The organism is uncultured Bradyrhizobium sp. (genome assembly GCF_936943645.1).
In the GTDB taxonomy this organism is placed as follows: Bacteria; Pseudomonadota; Alphaproteobacteria; order Rhizobiales; family Xanthobacteraceae; genus Bradyrhizobium.
In genome coordinates this window covers 115,037-129,742 of sequence record NZ_CAKZJO010000056.1, presented here as the reverse complement: position 1 = coordinate 129,742, position 14,706 = coordinate 115,037, and the positions used below count along the sequence as shown (strand labels likewise).

17 protein-coding genes are annotated in these 14,706 nt (G+C 64.9%); 9 read left to right on the top strand and 8 right to left on the bottom strand.

The window, feature by feature from the left end:
* Window positions 1-16: 16 nt before the first annotated feature.
* The 3 genes from Q0743_RS15880 to dctP are packed head-to-tail and all read right to left on the bottom strand — an operon-like array spanning window position 17 to window position 2,937.
* Window positions 17-1,306: a TRAP transporter large permease gene (locus Q0743_RS15880; RefSeq protein ID WP_298242455.1), complete on the bottom strand. Its 1,290-nt coding sequence runs from the start codon at window positions 1,304-1,306 to the stop codon at window positions 17-19.
* Between the two features lie 11 nt (window positions 1,307-1,317).
* Window positions 1,318-1,872 carry a TRAP transporter small permease gene (locus Q0743_RS15875; protein ID WP_298242454.1) on the bottom strand — a complete coding sequence of 185 codons (555 nt, stop codon included), beginning with the start codon at window positions 1,870-1,872 and terminating at the stop codon, window positions 1,318-1,320.
* Window positions 1,873-1,908: 36 nt separating this feature from the next.
* Window positions 1,909-2,937: a TRAP transporter substrate-binding protein DctP gene (dctP, locus tag Q0743_RS15870; protein WP_298242453.1), complete on the bottom strand. Its 1,029-nt coding sequence runs from the start codon at window positions 2,935-2,937 to the stop codon at window positions 1,909-1,911.
* 220 nt (window positions 2,938-3,157) lie between these two features.
* Here dctP and Q0743_RS15865 point away from each other — a divergent pair, with 220 nt between their 5' ends.
* The 4 genes from Q0743_RS15865 to Q0743_RS15850 all read left to right on the top strand — a co-directional run bounded on the left by Q0743_RS15865 (window position 3,158) and on the right by Q0743_RS15850 (window position 6,569).
* Entirely contained in the window at window positions 3,158-4,360 is a 1,203-nt protein-coding gene (locus Q0743_RS15865; RefSeq protein ID WP_298242452.1) for a CoA transferase, read from the top strand.
* A 23-nt stretch (window positions 4,361-4,383) separates the two neighbouring features.
* Window positions 4,384-4,860, top strand: coding sequence for a MaoC family dehydratase (locus tag Q0743_RS15860; RefSeq protein WP_367184917.1), 477 nt, complete (start codon window positions 4,384-4,386; stop codon window positions 4,858-4,860).
* Window positions 4,860-5,711: a CoA ester lyase gene (locus tag Q0743_RS15855; RefSeq protein ID WP_298242451.1), complete on the top strand. Its 852-nt coding sequence runs from the start codon at window positions 4,860-4,862 to the stop codon at window positions 5,709-5,711. Before Q0743_RS15860 ends, Q0743_RS15855 begins: the two co-directional genes overlap by 1 nt.
* A gap of 117 nt (window positions 5,712-5,828) precedes the next feature.
* Window positions 5,829-6,569, top strand: a complete 741-nt coding sequence (locus Q0743_RS15850) for an IclR family transcriptional regulator (protein ID WP_298242450.1) — start codon at window positions 5,829-5,831, stop codon at window positions 6,567-6,569.
* Between the two features lie 10 nt (window positions 6,570-6,579).
* Here the strand turns inward: Q0743_RS15850 and Q0743_RS15845 are convergent, their stop codons facing one another.
* The gene (locus Q0743_RS15845) at window positions 6,580-6,960 is read right to left on the bottom strand and encodes a hypothetical protein (protein ID WP_298242449.1); all 381 of its coding nucleotides are present in this window, start codon (window positions 6,958-6,960) and stop codon (window positions 6,580-6,582) included.
* A 325-nt stretch (window positions 6,961-7,285) separates the two neighbouring features.
* Window positions 7,286-8,083, bottom strand: coding sequence for a fumarylacetoacetate hydrolase family protein (locus Q0743_RS15840; RefSeq protein WP_298242448.1), 798 nt, complete (start codon window positions 8,081-8,083; stop codon window positions 7,286-7,288).
* Between the two features lie 203 nt (window positions 8,084-8,286).
* Between Q0743_RS15840 and Q0743_RS15835 the strand changes: the two genes are divergently transcribed.
* Both Q0743_RS15835 and Q0743_RS15830 read left to right on the top strand, forming a co-directional pair.
* The gene (locus Q0743_RS15835; RefSeq protein ID WP_298242447.1) at window positions 8,287-8,505 is read left to right on the top strand and encodes a hypothetical protein; all 219 of its coding nucleotides are present in this window, start codon (window positions 8,287-8,289) and stop codon (window positions 8,503-8,505) included.
* Complete coding sequence (locus Q0743_RS15830; RefSeq protein ID WP_298242446.1) at window positions 8,502-8,678, top strand: hypothetical protein; 177 nt, start codon at window positions 8,502-8,504, stop codon at window positions 8,676-8,678. The genes Q0743_RS15835 and Q0743_RS15830 overlap by 4 nt, the downstream gene beginning before the upstream one ends.
* A gap of 80 nt (window positions 8,679-8,758) precedes the next feature.
* Here the strand turns inward: Q0743_RS15830 and Q0743_RS15825 are convergent, their stop codons facing one another.
* A complete protein-coding gene (locus Q0743_RS15825) occupies window positions 8,759-9,094 on the bottom strand; it encodes a hypothetical protein (protein ID WP_298242445.1) in 336 nt (111 codons plus the stop codon).
* Window positions 9,095-9,214: 120 nt separating this feature from the next.
* Entirely contained in the window at window positions 9,215-9,676 is a 462-nt protein-coding gene (locus tag Q0743_RS15820) for an Hsp20 family protein (protein WP_298242444.1), read from the bottom strand.
* A gap of 328 nt (window positions 9,677-10,004) precedes the next feature.
* Between Q0743_RS15820 and Q0743_RS15815 the strand changes: the two genes are divergently transcribed.
* From Q0743_RS15815 to Q0743_RS15805, 3 genes are read left to right on the top strand one after another with little or no spacing between them, the layout of a single operon-like run.
* The gene (locus Q0743_RS15815) at window positions 10,005-11,219 is read left to right on the top strand and encodes an ABC transporter substrate-binding protein (protein WP_298242443.1); all 1,215 of its coding nucleotides are present in this window, start codon (window positions 10,005-10,007) and stop codon (window positions 11,217-11,219) included.
* Window positions 11,220-11,226: 7 nt separating this feature from the next.
* Window positions 11,227-12,960, top strand: a complete 1,734-nt coding sequence (locus tag Q0743_RS15810) for an FAD-dependent oxidoreductase (protein ID WP_298242442.1) — start codon at window positions 11,227-11,229, stop codon at window positions 12,958-12,960.
* Between the two features lie 18 nt (window positions 12,961-12,978).
* Window positions 12,979-13,773: an IclR family transcriptional regulator gene (locus tag Q0743_RS15805; protein WP_298242441.1), complete on the top strand. Its 795-nt coding sequence runs from the start codon at window positions 12,979-12,981 to the stop codon at window positions 13,771-13,773.
* 120 nt (window positions 13,774-13,893) lie between these two features.
* Here Q0743_RS15805 and Q0743_RS15800 read toward each other — a convergent pair whose 3' ends face one another.
* The gene (locus tag Q0743_RS15800) at window positions 13,894-14,673 is read right to left on the bottom strand and encodes an SDR family NAD(P)-dependent oxidoreductase (protein ID WP_298242440.1); all 780 of its coding nucleotides are present in this window, start codon (window positions 14,671-14,673) and stop codon (window positions 13,894-13,896) included.
* Window positions 14,674-14,706 lie beyond the last annotated feature (33 nt).

The following is a 14,706-nucleotide window of genomic DNA, read 5'->3' as shown; positions in this document are numbered from 1 at the left end:
TGGAGGCTCGTTGTTCCTAGCGCCCCATCTGCGAGGGCAGCCAGAGGATGATAGACGGAAACGCCACCAAAATCGCGATCGCAATCAGGTGCGCGATGAAATGCGGGAAGGTGCCGTGGAACACCTCCGCCACCGGCCGCTTGGCGTAGCGGGCGACGATGAAGCAGTTGAGGCCCACCGGCGGCGTGATCATGCCGACTTCGGCGGTGACGATCTTGATGACGCCGAACCAGATCGGGTCGAAGCCGAGCGTCTTGATCAGCGGCAGCACGATCGGCACGGTCAAGACCAGGATCGCGATCTGGTCCATGAAGGAGCCGAGCACGATGTAGCCGAACAGGATCAGCGTGATGATCACATAGCGCGAGGTCTGCAAGGACCCGACCCAAGCGACGAGGTCCTGCGTCACATGGGTGAGCGTGAAGAAATAGCCGAAGATCGATGCGCCGACGAGGATCGTCACGATCATGCAGGTGCCGTGGCAGGCGCTGAGCAGGGCCTTGTAGAGCGAGCCCGGCGTCACCCGGCCCTTGGCGATGGCAAGCAGCAGCGCACCCGCAGCGCCGAGCGCCGAAGCTTCGGTCGGCGTCGCGACGCCGAGATAGATGGTGCCGGTGACGAGCGAGAACAGCAGCGCCATCGGGCCGACCTTCCACAGCAGCGAGAACCGCTCGCGCCAGGACACCGGCTCGATGCGCGGAGCCCGCGACGGGTCCTGCCAGACCAGGAAATAGATCGTCGCCATGATGGTGGCGGTCACGAGGATCGCCGGAATGATGCCGCCGATCAGGAGCTGGCCGATATTGACCTCGGCGAGCAGGCCGAAGATCACCAGCGCCACGCTCGGCGGGATCAACATCGCCAGCGTGCCCGAGATCGCGACGACGCCGGCCGCCATCTTGGGCTCGTAGCCCTGGCGGATCATGGCCGGCAGGCTGGTCGAGGACAGCGTCGCGGCCGAGGCCGTCGAGGTGCCGCAGATCGCACCGAAGCCGGCGCCGGCGAGCGCGGTCGCCATGCCGAGCCCGCCCGGGATGCGGCCGACCCACGCCGAAGCCGTTTTGAACATGTCGTCGGCGACGCCCGACAGCAGAACGAGATCCGCCATCAGGAGGAACATCGGAATGGTGATCAGCTCATAGGCCGACACTGTCGAGAGCGGCGCCGTCTGCAGAATGCCGAACAGCGTGCCGGTGCCGCCGACCATGAGGAGGCCGACCGAGCCGGCGAATCCCATGGCGAAACCGACCGGCGTGCCGATCGCCAGCAGCACAAATAGGAGTGCAAGCACGACTATGACTGTCATCGCGGCCGCCGTTATTCGAAGGAGTGAGCTTCGCCGGTCTCACTGACAGGCGGCAAGGGAAACAGGTCTCGCCCCGTGACGAGGCTGAGGACGTTGCCGAGGAGCTGCAGCACCAGCCGCAGCACGAGCACGCCGCAGCCGAACGGCACCAGCGCGGCCGAGATCCAGGTCGGCCACGGGATGGCGCCGGCGAGCACGTCGTGCTGCTCGTAATTTTCCAGCGCGCGTTCGAACCCGACCTTGCAGATCAGGACGAACACGAACAGGCCGGTGAGTGCGGTAACGATCTCCGACAGCCGCCGGCCTGCCGGCGGGAGGCGGGAGAGCAGGATGTCCACGCCGACATGCGCATGCACGCGCAGCGTATCGGACAGCGTCAGGAAGAACACGCCGGCCAGCAGATAGAGCCCGATCAGGTCGTAGGTGAAGGAGAACGGGCTGTTCAGGACATAACGCATGAACACGTCGGCCACGACCAACGCCATGATCGCAAACAGCGCGATCGCGGCGATCACCGTCAGCGCGTGCTCCAGCGCGCCGAGCACATCCGTTGCTCGCTTGATCATCCCTCGCCTCCCCTCATCCGCTGCGATCGCGCCGCGCTACTTCGCACCGCCCGTCGCGAGCAGACCTTCGAACTCCTTAAGGGCGGCAGAGGCCTGCTTGCCGCGGCCGTCCAGCGCCGTCGCCCATTCCTGCGCAACGCCCTTCAGCTTCTCCTTGATCTCCGCGCGGGTCGCCTCGGGCAGCGCGGTGAAGCTGATGCCCTGGTCCTTCATCTTCTGCTGCGTCGCGTCCTGCTCCTTGTCGACGTCGGCGCAGGCCTTCGGCGTGATCGCTTCCGAGGCCGCGTCCATCGCCTTCTTCACGTCGTCAGGCAGCTTGTCCCAGACCGATTGATTGATCGAATAGGCAACGATGAAGCTGCCGAAGCTGACGCCCTCGGTCGCGTATTTGACGAGCTTGTCGAGGCCGTAGGCGACGACGCTGTCCATGGGGAAGAGCAGGCCGTCCATCGTGCCGCGCGACAGCGATTCATAGGCGTCGGGCGCGGCCATGCGCACCGGCACTGCGCCGAGCGTGCGTACGGTCAGATCCTGCGCGCCGCCGGTGGTGCGCAGCTTCAGTCCCTGCATGTCCTTGATGGACTCGACCTTCGCCTTGGCGGTCCACACCTGATAGGGCGGCAGCACCACGGCCATCAGCAGCTTGATCTTGTTCGGCGCATATTCCTGTTTGGCCAGGATGCCTTCGCGCGCCGACTTCCAGTAAGCCAGTGTGCCCTGGCAGCTGGTTGCGAACGCACCCGGCAATTGCGCGACCTCGGAGAGCGGCATCTTGTCCGAGACGTAGGACGGCCCGATGTAGCCGATGTCGACCACGCCGGACTGGGTCAGCCGCAGCATGTCGGTGGCCTTGCCGATCTGCTGGTTGGGATAGTGCGTGAAGGTCACGGCGCCGTTGGTGCGCTTGGCGACATCGTCCATCCAGGGCTTCAGCATCAGACGGACGAGATAGTGGTCGGCGGGGAAGCTGTCGGCGACCTTCAGTTCGAGCGCTTGCGCCGGCAATGTCGAGACCGGCAACAAGAGTGCCAACGCAGCGGCGGCCCAGACCCAATTTCTCTTCATTCGCTTTCTCCCTGACGCGCCATCACGCCGCGCGACAGCCATCTGCTGCCACCGGACAGGCTCCACTTCTTGCTTGAAGACGATGTACATATATGTGAATTTATCTGTCAAGTATATGAACTATGCATGGAGCTATGCGCCGAAGATCGCGAACCGCGAATTGACACCTCAAGTTTATGAACTCTAATTCCACGTATATGAATTTATCTCACGAGGCTCTATGGGACCGCTCGCCGGCTTCACCGTTCTCGACCTGACCTCGGTGCTGATGGGTCCCTACGGCACGCAGGTGCTGGCCGACATGGGCGCTGATGTCATCAAGGTCGAAAGCCCCGACGGTGACATCGTCCGGCAGATCGGACCCGGCCGCACGCCCGGCATGGGCGGCATGTTCCTCAATGCCAATCGCGGCAAGCGCAGCATCGTGCTCGACCTCAAGAAGACGGAAGGCCGCGACGCGCTGCTGCGGCTCGCCAAGCGCGCCAACGCGCTGGTCTACAATGTGCGCCCGCAGGCCATGGCGCGGCTCGGCCTCGACTACGAGACGCTCCGCGCGATCAACCCCGCGCTCGTCTATGTCGGTGCATTCGGCTACGGCCAGTCCGGGCCCTACGCGGCCAAGCCCGCCTATGACGATCTGATCCAGGGTGCGGCGACGATTCCGACATTGCTCGCCGCCGCCGGCGACGGCACGCCGCGCTACGTCCCCGTCACCATCGCCGACCGCATCGTCGGCCTGATGATGGTCAATGCGATCATGGGCGGGTTGATGCACCAGCAGCGCACCGGTGTCGGCCAGCGCATCGATGTGCCGATGTTCGAATCCATGGCCGAGTTCGTGCTGGTCGATCATCTGGGCGGACTCACCTACGATCCGCCGCTTGATCATGGCGGCTATCCCCGCCTGCTGTCGCGCTATCGAAAGCCCTACAAGACCAGCGACGGCTATCTCTGCGTCCTCATCTACAACGACAAGCACTGGCGCAGCTTCTTCGAGGCGATCGGCCGGCCGGAATTCCTGCAGCAGCCGCGCTTCGCCAACCACGCCGCGCGCACCAGGCATATCGACGAGATCTACGCAGAGATCGGCGAGATCTTCACGACGCGCACCACCGCGGAATGGCGCGAATTGCTGGAGCGCGCCGACATTCCGGTGATGCCGATGCACACGCTGGAGACGATCCTCTACGATCCGCATCTGGATGCGGTCGGCTTTTTCAAGACGGTCGATCATCCCGTCGAAGGCCGCATCCGCCAGATGCGCGTGCCCTCGACCTGGAGCGTGACCCAGCCGGAAGCCGCCGGTCCCGCACCGACGCTCGGCCAGCACGGCCGCGACATTCTGCGCGAGGCCGGCTTCTCGCTTGAGGAGATCGACCAGCTCGCAGAGCGGAAGGCAGTTCACCTGGCAGCGCCGCCTTGAGCGCGGGCGCTGGCCAGATCGCAATGATACACAGGGAGGAAACCGCGATGGCCGGACTTTATTTCGAAGACTTTTCCGTGGGCCAGGAGTTCAGGCATCCGCTGACGCGGACCGTCACGGAGATGGACAACACCATGTTCAGCCTGCTGACACTCAATCCGCAGCCGCTGCACATCGACGCCCATTTCTCCGAGAAGACCGAGTTCGGCCAGCGCATTTTCAACAGCCTTTACACCCTCGGCATCATGATCGGCATGACGGTCTATGATACGACCATGGGCACAACCGTCGCCAATCTCGGCATGACCGACGTCACCTTTCCGAAGCCGGTCTTCCATGGCGACACCTTGCGGGCGACGACGAAGGTGCTTTCGTTGAGGGAATCCAAATCGCGCCCGAAAGCGGGCATCGTCGAGTTCGAGCACCACGCTCTGAACCAGAACGACGAGATCGTCGGAAAATGCCGCCGCATGGCGATGATGCACAAGAGGCCGGTCTGATGCGTTCGATGCTGTTCGTGCCGGGCGATTCCCCGCGCAAATTCGAGAAGGCGAGCGAAGGCAAGGCCGACGCGCTGATCATTGACCTCGAGGACTCCGTCGTCACCGAGAAGAAGCCGGAGGCGCGCAGCCTGACGCTGGCGATGCTGAAGGGCCGCCCCGGCCCGCACCAGCTTTATGTCCGCGTCAACGCGCTCGACACCGGCATGACGCTGGCCGATCTCGCCGCGGTACTGCCGGGCCGGCCCGATGGTATCGTGCTGCCGAAATCGCAAGGCGGTGATGACGTGCGGCAGGTCGCGACCTGGCTCGAAGCGCTGGAAGCTGCGGCCGGCATCGCGGTCGGCACCACCCGCATCGTCTGCGTGGCGACGGAGACGGCCAGCTCGATCTTCGGGCTCGGCAGCTACAAGGGCTGCTCTCCCCGTCTCGCCGGCCTGATGTGGGGCGCGGAGGATCTCTCTGCGTCTCTCGGCGCCACCGAGAAAGCCTCGGGCGGCGTGTTCCACAGCCCCTATCGCCTCGCGCGCGATCTCTGCCTGATGGCGGCGGCCGCGGCCGACGTCGCGCCGATCGACACCGTCTATACCGATATCGACAACCTCGCCGGCCTCGAGCAGGAGACGCGCGCGGCGCGGCGCGACGGTTTTTCCGCCAAGGCCTTGATCCACCCGAAGCATGTCGATGTGGTCAACACCGCATTCGATCCGACCGAGGCGGAACGCACCTGGGCGCAGAAGGTGATTGCGGCATTCGCCAGCAATCCGAATTCCGGCACGCTGCGGCTCGACGGCCAGATGATCGACAAGCCGCATCTTCGCGCCGCGAAGAAGATCCTCGGTCAGCCCTAGAGCCCAGTTCCGATGGAATCGGAACTGGGCTCTGGATTCTTGTTTGACGCGTTTTCTTAACGCGAACCGGTATCCACTTCGCTTGAAAACGCTCTAGTTCAGGACGCAAAGCCCGCCATGATCGTTCGCCAAGCCGCAAACGTCCTGGAGATCATGGAATTCTTCGCGCAGGCGAGGAAGCCGGCGACGCTTGCGGAGATCGCCGATCATTTCGGCTGGCCGCGCTCCTCGACCTTCAACCTGCTCGCGACGCTGTCGGAGAAGGGCTATCTCTATGAGCCGCGGCCGCGCGCCGGCTTCTACCCGACGCCGCGCTGGCTCGCCATGGCGCGGATGATCTCCGAGGTCGAGCCGCTGCCGCCATGGACGCATCAGCTGATCGCCGACCTCTCCGCCGAGACCGGCGAGACCGCGTCGATCGTGGCGCCGGCCGGCGTCATGGCCGTGTTCATCGACGTCGTCGAATCCGCCGCCGCGATCCGCTATTTCGCCACCATCGGCCACCGCGTGCCGATCCATGCGACCGCAAGCGGCCGCGCGCTGCTGCTGCAATATTCCCAGGAAGAGCGCGACTCGGTCTATCGCAAGATCGAGTTCAAGCAATACGGCCCGTCGACACCGATCAGCATCGAGGCCGTGGAGACCGAGCTGCGCAATTCGATCGCGCGCGGCTATTGCCAGAGCTTTGGCGATTACAGCCGCGACCTTGCCGGCGCGGCCATCCCCCTGCCGGTCGGCGATCGCCGTCTCTCGGTCGTCGTCGCAGGCCCGGAATTCCGCATCGGCCCCAAGGTCGGCGAGGTCGCCGCGCTGATCGCGCGCACGGTCGACCGGCTGCGGCCGAAGGCGTCGGCTTGAGGCTGCGGTCTCAGTCGAAGCCCTGAACGGGCGGCGCCGGGGCTTGCGTCGGCGCGGCAGGCGCAGCTTGAACCGGCGGAGCCGGATTGCCGGCAGCTCTCATCTGACCGTTGGCATTCATGGCCTGCCGCGTGCGCGGTGGGCTACCAGTCGCGGCCGCGCGCCGCGGCTGCCGGTGTCCTGCCGACCGCGAACCTCTCACGCCCCAGGACCGGGCGATCGAAGGCCCGGCGGTGTAGCCGATCAAGGCGCCGGCGACGGCACCGACCGGTCCCAGCACGACCGCGCCCGACACCGCGCCGAGCGCCGCATCGCCCGCGCGCTCCTGCGCAACCGCGCTCACCGGCACAAAGGCCAGCATTGCGACAGCAGTGATCAGAGCTTTGGTCATCGGAGCGCCTCCCTCACGGGAAATCACTCGTGCTCAAATATGGCCACAGGAGGTTCGCTTGCCGGCCAACAGAAGGCAATCGGCCGGTGGAACCCGGACGTCGGCGACAGCGGCACTCCTCCCGCCAGTGGGCGGGATCCTCGCATCTCGGCCGTCACAACAGGTCGTCATGCCCGAGCTAATCCCGGACATCCACGTTCTCAGTGCCGCGTCGCAAGGCGTGGATGGCCGGGACGAGACCGGCCATGACGATGCGGGAACTATCGTGTCCCAAGATGCGCAGTTGAAACGCGATCTCTTCGCCACGCAGAGAGCGCGCAGCCAACTAGACGATCTTGATCGACATATCCGGCAAGCCCTCGAGCTTGCATAGCAGCACATCGCCCTTCACGACGGGACCGACATTCTCCGGCGTGCCCGAATAGATGATGTCGCCGGCCTTCAACTCGAACGCTTCCGACAGCTTTGCGATCTGCTCGGCCACGCTCCAGATCATCTTGCTGAGATCCGAGTTCTGCTTGACGTTGCCGTTGACCGCCAGCGAGATCGCGCCCTTCTCGAAATGGCCGGTCTTGCTGGCCGGATGAATCGGACCGAGCACGGCAGCATGGTCAAAGCTCTTGCCGATTTCCCAAGGCTTCTTCTCGGCGGCCATGCCGTTCTGGAGGTCGCGCCGCGTCATGTCGAGGCCGAGCGCGTAGCCATAGACATGGTCGAGCGCCTTGTCGGCGGGAATGTTGGTGCCGCCGGACTTCAGCGCGGCGACCAGCTCGACCTCGTGATGATAGTTCTTGGTCAATGACGGATAGGGATGATCGGCGACCTCGCCGATGGCGACGTTCTGGATCGCGTCGGTCGGCTTCTGGAAGAAGAACGGCGGCTCGCGGTTCGGATCCGAGCCACGCTCGATCGCATGCGCCGCATAATTGCGCCCGATGCAGTAGATGCGCCGGACCTGGAACACCTGGGTCTCGCCGACGATCGGGATCGTCACCATCGGCACAGCAAAGATCGGCTTGGGTCCGGCCTGCGCTGTGGCCGGCACGACCTCTGCCATGGACACTGCGGTGGCCGCCGCTGCGGTTGCAAGCAGCTCGCGGCGCGTTGGTGAGGTCCGGTTCATCTCAGGCTCCCTTCCTTGTCGTTGGGCCGCGTCAAGCGCGCCAAGCCGGCTGATAGTCGATCTTCCGCGTGTCAGCAACAGGAACGAACGCGAGCTTCGAACATCTTGACACGCGTTGCGCGCTGAATATTTTTCTGACCGAGAAAGTGCTTTCTCACCCTCTGAAATCGAAGGATCCAACGCGACCGTCTGGAGAGACGACGATGCTCGACGAGAAATTGGCCCGTATACGTGCGCACCGCAACAATATTCACCGCTACCGACGGCTGCTGAAAACAAGGCTATCGCAGCTGGAACGCAATTTCATCGAGCGACGCCTGGTGGAAGAAAAGTCGGCGCTCGATGAGTTGGCCGCGGCGACCCTCCTCCTTGACCTCCATGTCTCCGGAGTGCCGTCCGAGGCAATGGGGGTGGCGCGATGACCCGTCAGCGGGAGCTGCTCATTCGCGGCAGCGAAAAGGTGATCGGCCATTACGAGCTGCTGCTCGCAAACGCGAAGACCGAGCATGAGCGCGAGCTTTATCGGCAACGCATCGAACGCGAGCGTCGGCAGCTCCGCGACCTCCTGGGCGAGCTGGATTACCACGCCGCCTGAGCTACGAGAACCTACGGATCATGACGAAGGCCGCCGAGGCCTGCCCAGCAGCACGAGTCCCAGGACAGTCTGCGTGAGCATCATGGGCTTCGCCCCTCCGCGGCGGCCCAGGGCCGCCGCAACCGCATCGGCACGCCGCCGCCGCGCGGCGGATCGTCATTGTCGTTGTCGCCGTCGAGCTTGCGCAGTGCTGCCAGGATGTCGGCGAGCCGGACCGTATGGCGCATCCCGGGAATCTCGCGCAATCCGGGACAGGATTCGACCGCGTACATGTCGGACGCCCAGGACGACAGGATGATCCGCTTCTCCGGCGGAGAGAGCTCCATCGCATTCAGGACGTCGGCAGGCGAGTCGTAGTGGGCGGCGGGATGAAACAGCGGGTTGAGTGTGCCGGAATCAGTCTTCACGTTGGTCATTGGTGAACCTCCCTCATGCTCCTTTCCAAGGGACGGACTTGTTGGCGAAGGGACGGCGGCGGCAACCGCCGCCGTCCTGTTCGACATGAATGTGTGTCGATCGTACGCTGGCCTCGCGCCTCAAGCAGCCTTCTTCTGCTCGATCTGCGACGCGACAGGCGTAGCACCCGAGATCGGGATACGGCGCGGCTTCATTGCTTCCGGAATCTCGCGGACGAGGTCGATGATCAGGAGCCCGTCCTGGAAGGACGCCTGCTTCACCTGGACATAGTCAGCAAGGTTGAACACACGCCGGAACGGTCGCGCAGCGATGCCCTGGTACAGATATTCCCGCGAGGCGGTCTCGGGTTTCCTGCCCTCGATCGTGAGCGCGTTCTGTTCGGCCGTCACCGTGATGTCGTTGGCGCCGAAGCCCGCCACCGCAAGGCTGATGCGGTAGTGATCCTCGCCGGAGCGTTCGATGTTGCAGGGGGGATAATTGTCCTCGGTCGCCCGGCGCAGCGTGCTGTCGACGAGGTCGGCCAGGTGATCGAAGCCGATGGTGGAGCGCCACAGGGGCGCGAAGTCGAAACTGGTCCTCATAACCAAGTCCTCCTGAGAGCAAGATGGATACGAAGGAGCGCAGGACTGGATATCAGACGGAGTCAGAAGACCGGCCCGGCGCCCGTGCCGGACCCGATCCGGCATCCGGCACACCGCTCTCGCGGCGAAAAACGACTTAGAAAATCGGAAAACGCTTTCAAGGGGCCGGGTCGAAAAGATTTTGAGGGCTGCTCACAGGCGCGGGACACCTATTGCAGTCAGCCGCTGCACCCCACCATTCGTTATTGACAAACTAATTCGCTGATATCTAATTTACCTCCAAAGCGACCAGCCGCACCATGCGGCCAATAAGAGAGAGGGAACAACCATGAGAGGGCTTCTGGCCTGCGCCATGCTCGCGGCCATGACTTCGAATGCCTTGACCACTGCCGCCACCGCGCAAGTCTCCGACGACGCAGTGCGGATCGGCGTGCTGACGGATCTGTCGAGCTGGGGCCGCGACAATTCAGGACCGGGCTCGGTCGAGGCCGCCAAGATGGCGGTGGAGGAGTTCGGGCCGACCGTGCTCGGCAAGCCGATCGAGATCATCAGCGCCGACCACCAGATGAAGACCGACGTCGGCGTGCAGATCGTGCGCGGCTGGTTCGACAACGGCAAGGTCGACGCCGTCGTCGACATCCCCAATTCCGGCATCGCGATCGCCGTGCACAACATGGTCCGCGAGCGCAACAAGATCGCCCTGCTCTCCGGCCCCGGCGCCAGCTCCCTGACCGACGAGCTGTGCAGCCCGAACACCGTGCACTTCACCTACGACACCTACGCGCTGTCAAAGGTGACGGCCTCCGCCGTGATCAAGGAGGGCGGCAAGTCCTGGTACTTCATCACGGCCGACTACGCCTTCGGCCAGCAGCTCGAAAAGGACGCGACCCGCTTCATCAACGAAATGGGCGGCAAGGTGCTCGGCGGCGTCAAGCATCCGACCAACACCGCGGACTTTTCCTCGTTCGCGCTGCAGGCGCAGAGCTCGAAAGCCGACGTGGTCGCCTTCGCCAATGCCGGCCAGGACACCGACAACGCCATCAAGCAGTCCGGCGAGTTCGGCCTGGTCCAGGGCGGCCAGAAGCTGGTCGGCCTCTTGATGTTCGACACCGACGTGCACGCGGTCGGCCTCAAGGCCGCGCAGGGCACCTACATGACGACGGCGTCGTACTGGGCCATGGACGAGGCGACGCGTGCCTGGTCCAAGAAGTTCTACGAGCGCACCAAGGTGATGCCGACCATGATCCACACCGGCGTCTACGGCTCGGTGCTGCACTATCTGAAGGGTATCAAGGCCGCCGGCACCGACGATCCGGCCAAGGTAATGGCCAAGATGCGCGAGCTGCCGATCGAGGATACATTCGTCCACGGCGGCAAGCTGCGCGAGGACGGCCGCGTCATCCGCGACATGTATCTCGCCAAGGTGAAGGCGCCCGAGCAGTCGAAGGAGCCGTGGGACTATCTGGACATCGTCAAGACCGTGAAGGGCGAGGACGCCTTCCGCCCGGTCTCCGAGTCCAAATGTCCGCTCCTGAAGAAGTGAGGCTGAGATGACCGGCAACGAGCATAGCGCAATTGAGACTTACGAGTGCGACGTGCTCGTGGCCGGATCGGGTTGCTCCGGCATGTCGGCCGCGATCACCGCGGCCGCCCGCGGCCTGAATGTGCTGATCGTCGAAAAGGACCCGCGCTTCGGCGGCACCACCGCCCGCTCCGGTGGCTGGCTGTGGATTCCCGGCACCTCGCTGGCGAAGGCCTATGGCATCGCGGAGACGCCGGAGCAGGCCAGCACCTATCTGCGGCACGAGGCCGGCAATAATTACGATGCGGCACGTGTCGATGCTTTCCTCAGCGCCGGCCCCGAGGCGGTCGATTTCTTCACCACCAAGACGGCGCTGCGCTTCGACATGCCGCTGGTGTTTCCGGATTATCACGCGGAGGCGCCGGGCGGCGCGCAGGGCGGCCGTTCCATGGTGACGCGCCCGTTTGACGGCCGCGAGCTCGGCGGCCTCATCAAGACGCTGGGCATGCCCCTGCCCGAGCTCACCGTGTTCGGCATGATGCTCGGAAGCGGCAAGGAGATCATCCACTTCATGCGGGTGACGAAGTCGCTGACCTCGGCGGTCTACGTCGCAAAGCGCCTGTCGCGTCACCTGATGGACGTGCTGCGCTATGGCCGCGGCATGACGCTGACCAACGGCAATGCGCTCGCCGGGCGCCTCGCCAAATCCGCGCTCGACCTGAAGATTCCGATGTGGCTGTCCTCGCCGGTGCGCGAGCTGACGGTCGAGGACGGCGCGGTCACCGGCGCCATCGTGTCGCGCGAAGGCCGCGACGTGCGTGTCCGGGCGCGCCGCGGCGTCGTGCTCGCCTGCGGCGGTTTCCCGCATGACGTCGAGCGGCGCAGAAAAATGTTCCCGCATGCACCGACCGGCAATGAGCATTATTCTCCGGGGCCGACCGGCAACACCGGCGACGGTCTGCGGCTCGCCGAAAGCGCCGGCGGGCATGTCGAGGATCGCCTGCCGAATGCGGCGGCCTGGGTGCCGGTGTCGCTGACCACGCGCAAGGACGGCTCGAAGGGCGTGATGCCGCATTTCATCGACCGGGCCAAGCCCGGCGTGATCGCCGTGATGCGCGACGGCAAGCGCTTTGCCAATGAGGGAAATTCCTATCACGACTTCGTCCAGGCCATGATCAAGGCCGCCAAGCCGGGCGAGGAGATCGCGGCCTATCTCATCTGCGATCACCCGACGCTACGCAAATACGGCCTCGGCTGCGTGCCGCCGTTCCCGATGCCGCTGGGTCACCACCTCGAGACCGGCTACCTCATGCGCGGCGATACGCTGGAAGCGCTGGCGGCGAAGGCCGGCATCGATGCAAAATCCTTCGTCGAGACGATCAAGCAGTTCAATGCGACCGCGCCACAGGGCCACGACGCCGCCTTCGGCAAGGGCTCGAAGGCCTATAACCGTTACCAGGGCGACGCCATGCATGGCCCCAATCCCTGCATCGCGCCGATCGAGAACGGCCCATTCTACGCCATCAAGATGGTGATCGGCGATCTCGGCACCTATGCCGGCATCGTCACCGACGCGAATGCGCGGGCGCTGGATGCCGAGGGCCGCGTCATTCCCGGCCTCTATGCCGCCGGCAACGACATGGCGAGCATCATGGGCGGCAATTATCCCGGCGCCGGCATCACGCTTGGGCCGGCGCTGACCTTCGGCTACATTGCCGGGCGTCATCTCGCCGACAGCGCCGGAAAGCGCGACCCGGCGTAAGCCAACGCCTGGAGGCGCATGAAGAGAGAGAGTCGCGGCATCCAGTCGATCGAGGTCGGCGGAGAACTGCTCCGGGCGCTTGCCCGCAGCGGCGAGCCGATGATGCTGCGCGATCTCGCGCGCGAGGCAGGCATGACGCCGGCCAAGGCGCATCCCTATCTCGCCAGCTTCTCTCGCATCGGCCTGATCGAGCAGGACCAGACCACCGGCCGCTACGAGATCGGCGCGCTGGCGCTGGAGCTCGGCCTGATCAGCCTGCGCCGGCTCTCCGGCGTGCGCATCGCAAGGCCGAAGATCGCCGCGCTGGCGAGCCAGATCGGACATGCGGTCTCGCTCGCGGTCTGGGGCACGCACGGGCCGACCGTGGTCCAGCTCGAAGAGCCCGCCCAGCCGGTGCACATCGTCATGCGCGTCGGCTCGGTGATGGCGCTGCTGGAGACAGCAACCGGCCGGGCCTTTGCGGCGTTCCTGCCGGAGAAGACGATCAACGCCGCGCTCGAGAGCGGCCTCGACCGTCATGGCGTCGGTTACAATCCCAAGCGCGCCGTGAAGGGCGCCAAGGTCGCGGAGATGCTGACCGAGGTGCGCAAGCACGGCCTCGCCCGCGCGCTCGGCGATCCCCTGCCCGGCGTCAACGCCTTCTCCGCGCCCGTGTTCGATCATTCCGGCCATGTCGCGCTGGTGATCACCGCGATGGGGCCCGAAGGCACGTTCGATGCGCGCTGGGACAGCCCGATCGCGCACGCGCTACGCGATTGCGCCGGCAGCATCTCGAAGCGGCTGGGTCACGGGATCAATGTCGCGGCGGAATGAGGGGCGAGCCCAAGCCGTCATGGCCGGGCTTGTCCCGGCCATCCACGCGTCACCGCGATTGCCGAACGACGTGGATGCCCGGGACAAGCCCGGGCATGACGACCGAGAGGCTTCTGTCCACTACTTGTCCTTCACCGGCACCGTGTAATTCAGGATAAGCCGCCCACCATCCGGATAGATCGTCTGCCCGGTGATGTAGGACGCATCGTCACTGGCGAGGAACGCCACGACCGACGCCACCTCGCTCGGCTCGCCGCCACGCCCCGCCGGCGTGCGTGACATCACGGTCTTGCGCGCATCCTCCGAGGTATAGATCGACGACGCCACCATGTCGGTCAGGATCGTGCCCGGCCCGACCGCGACGACGCGGATGTTGTGGGGGGCGAGCGCGACGGCGGCGACCGAAGTCAGCTGCTTCATGCCGCCCTTGGACATCGCATAGGTCGCCAGCGCCGGGATCGCCAGCAGCGCGTTCACCGAGGACATGTTGATGATGACCCCGCCGCCGCCTTGCGCGATCATCTGCTTCGCGGCCGCCTGCACGCCGAAGAACGCGCCTTTCAGGTTGATGCCGATGATCTCGTCGAACTCCTCTTCGGTGATGTCGAGGATGTCGCGGTTGCGAGCGACGCCGGCATTGTTGACCATGATGTCGAGCCGGCCGAATTCCTTCACGGCAGTGGCAACGAGCTGGTCCACATCAGCGCGCCTGGCGACATTGCCGACGATGGTGCGCAAGGCATCGGGACGCCCGAGCTCCGCAGCCGTGGCGGCGAGGCCCTCGGCATCGACGTCCGAGATGACGACCTTGACGCCGTCGTCCAGGAATCTCTTCGCGCAGGCCTTGCCGATGCCGCGTGCTGCGCCGGTGATGGCGGCGACCTTGCCCTCGAGCTTCATGTTTACGCCTCCTTCAAACCACGACGCCGGGTC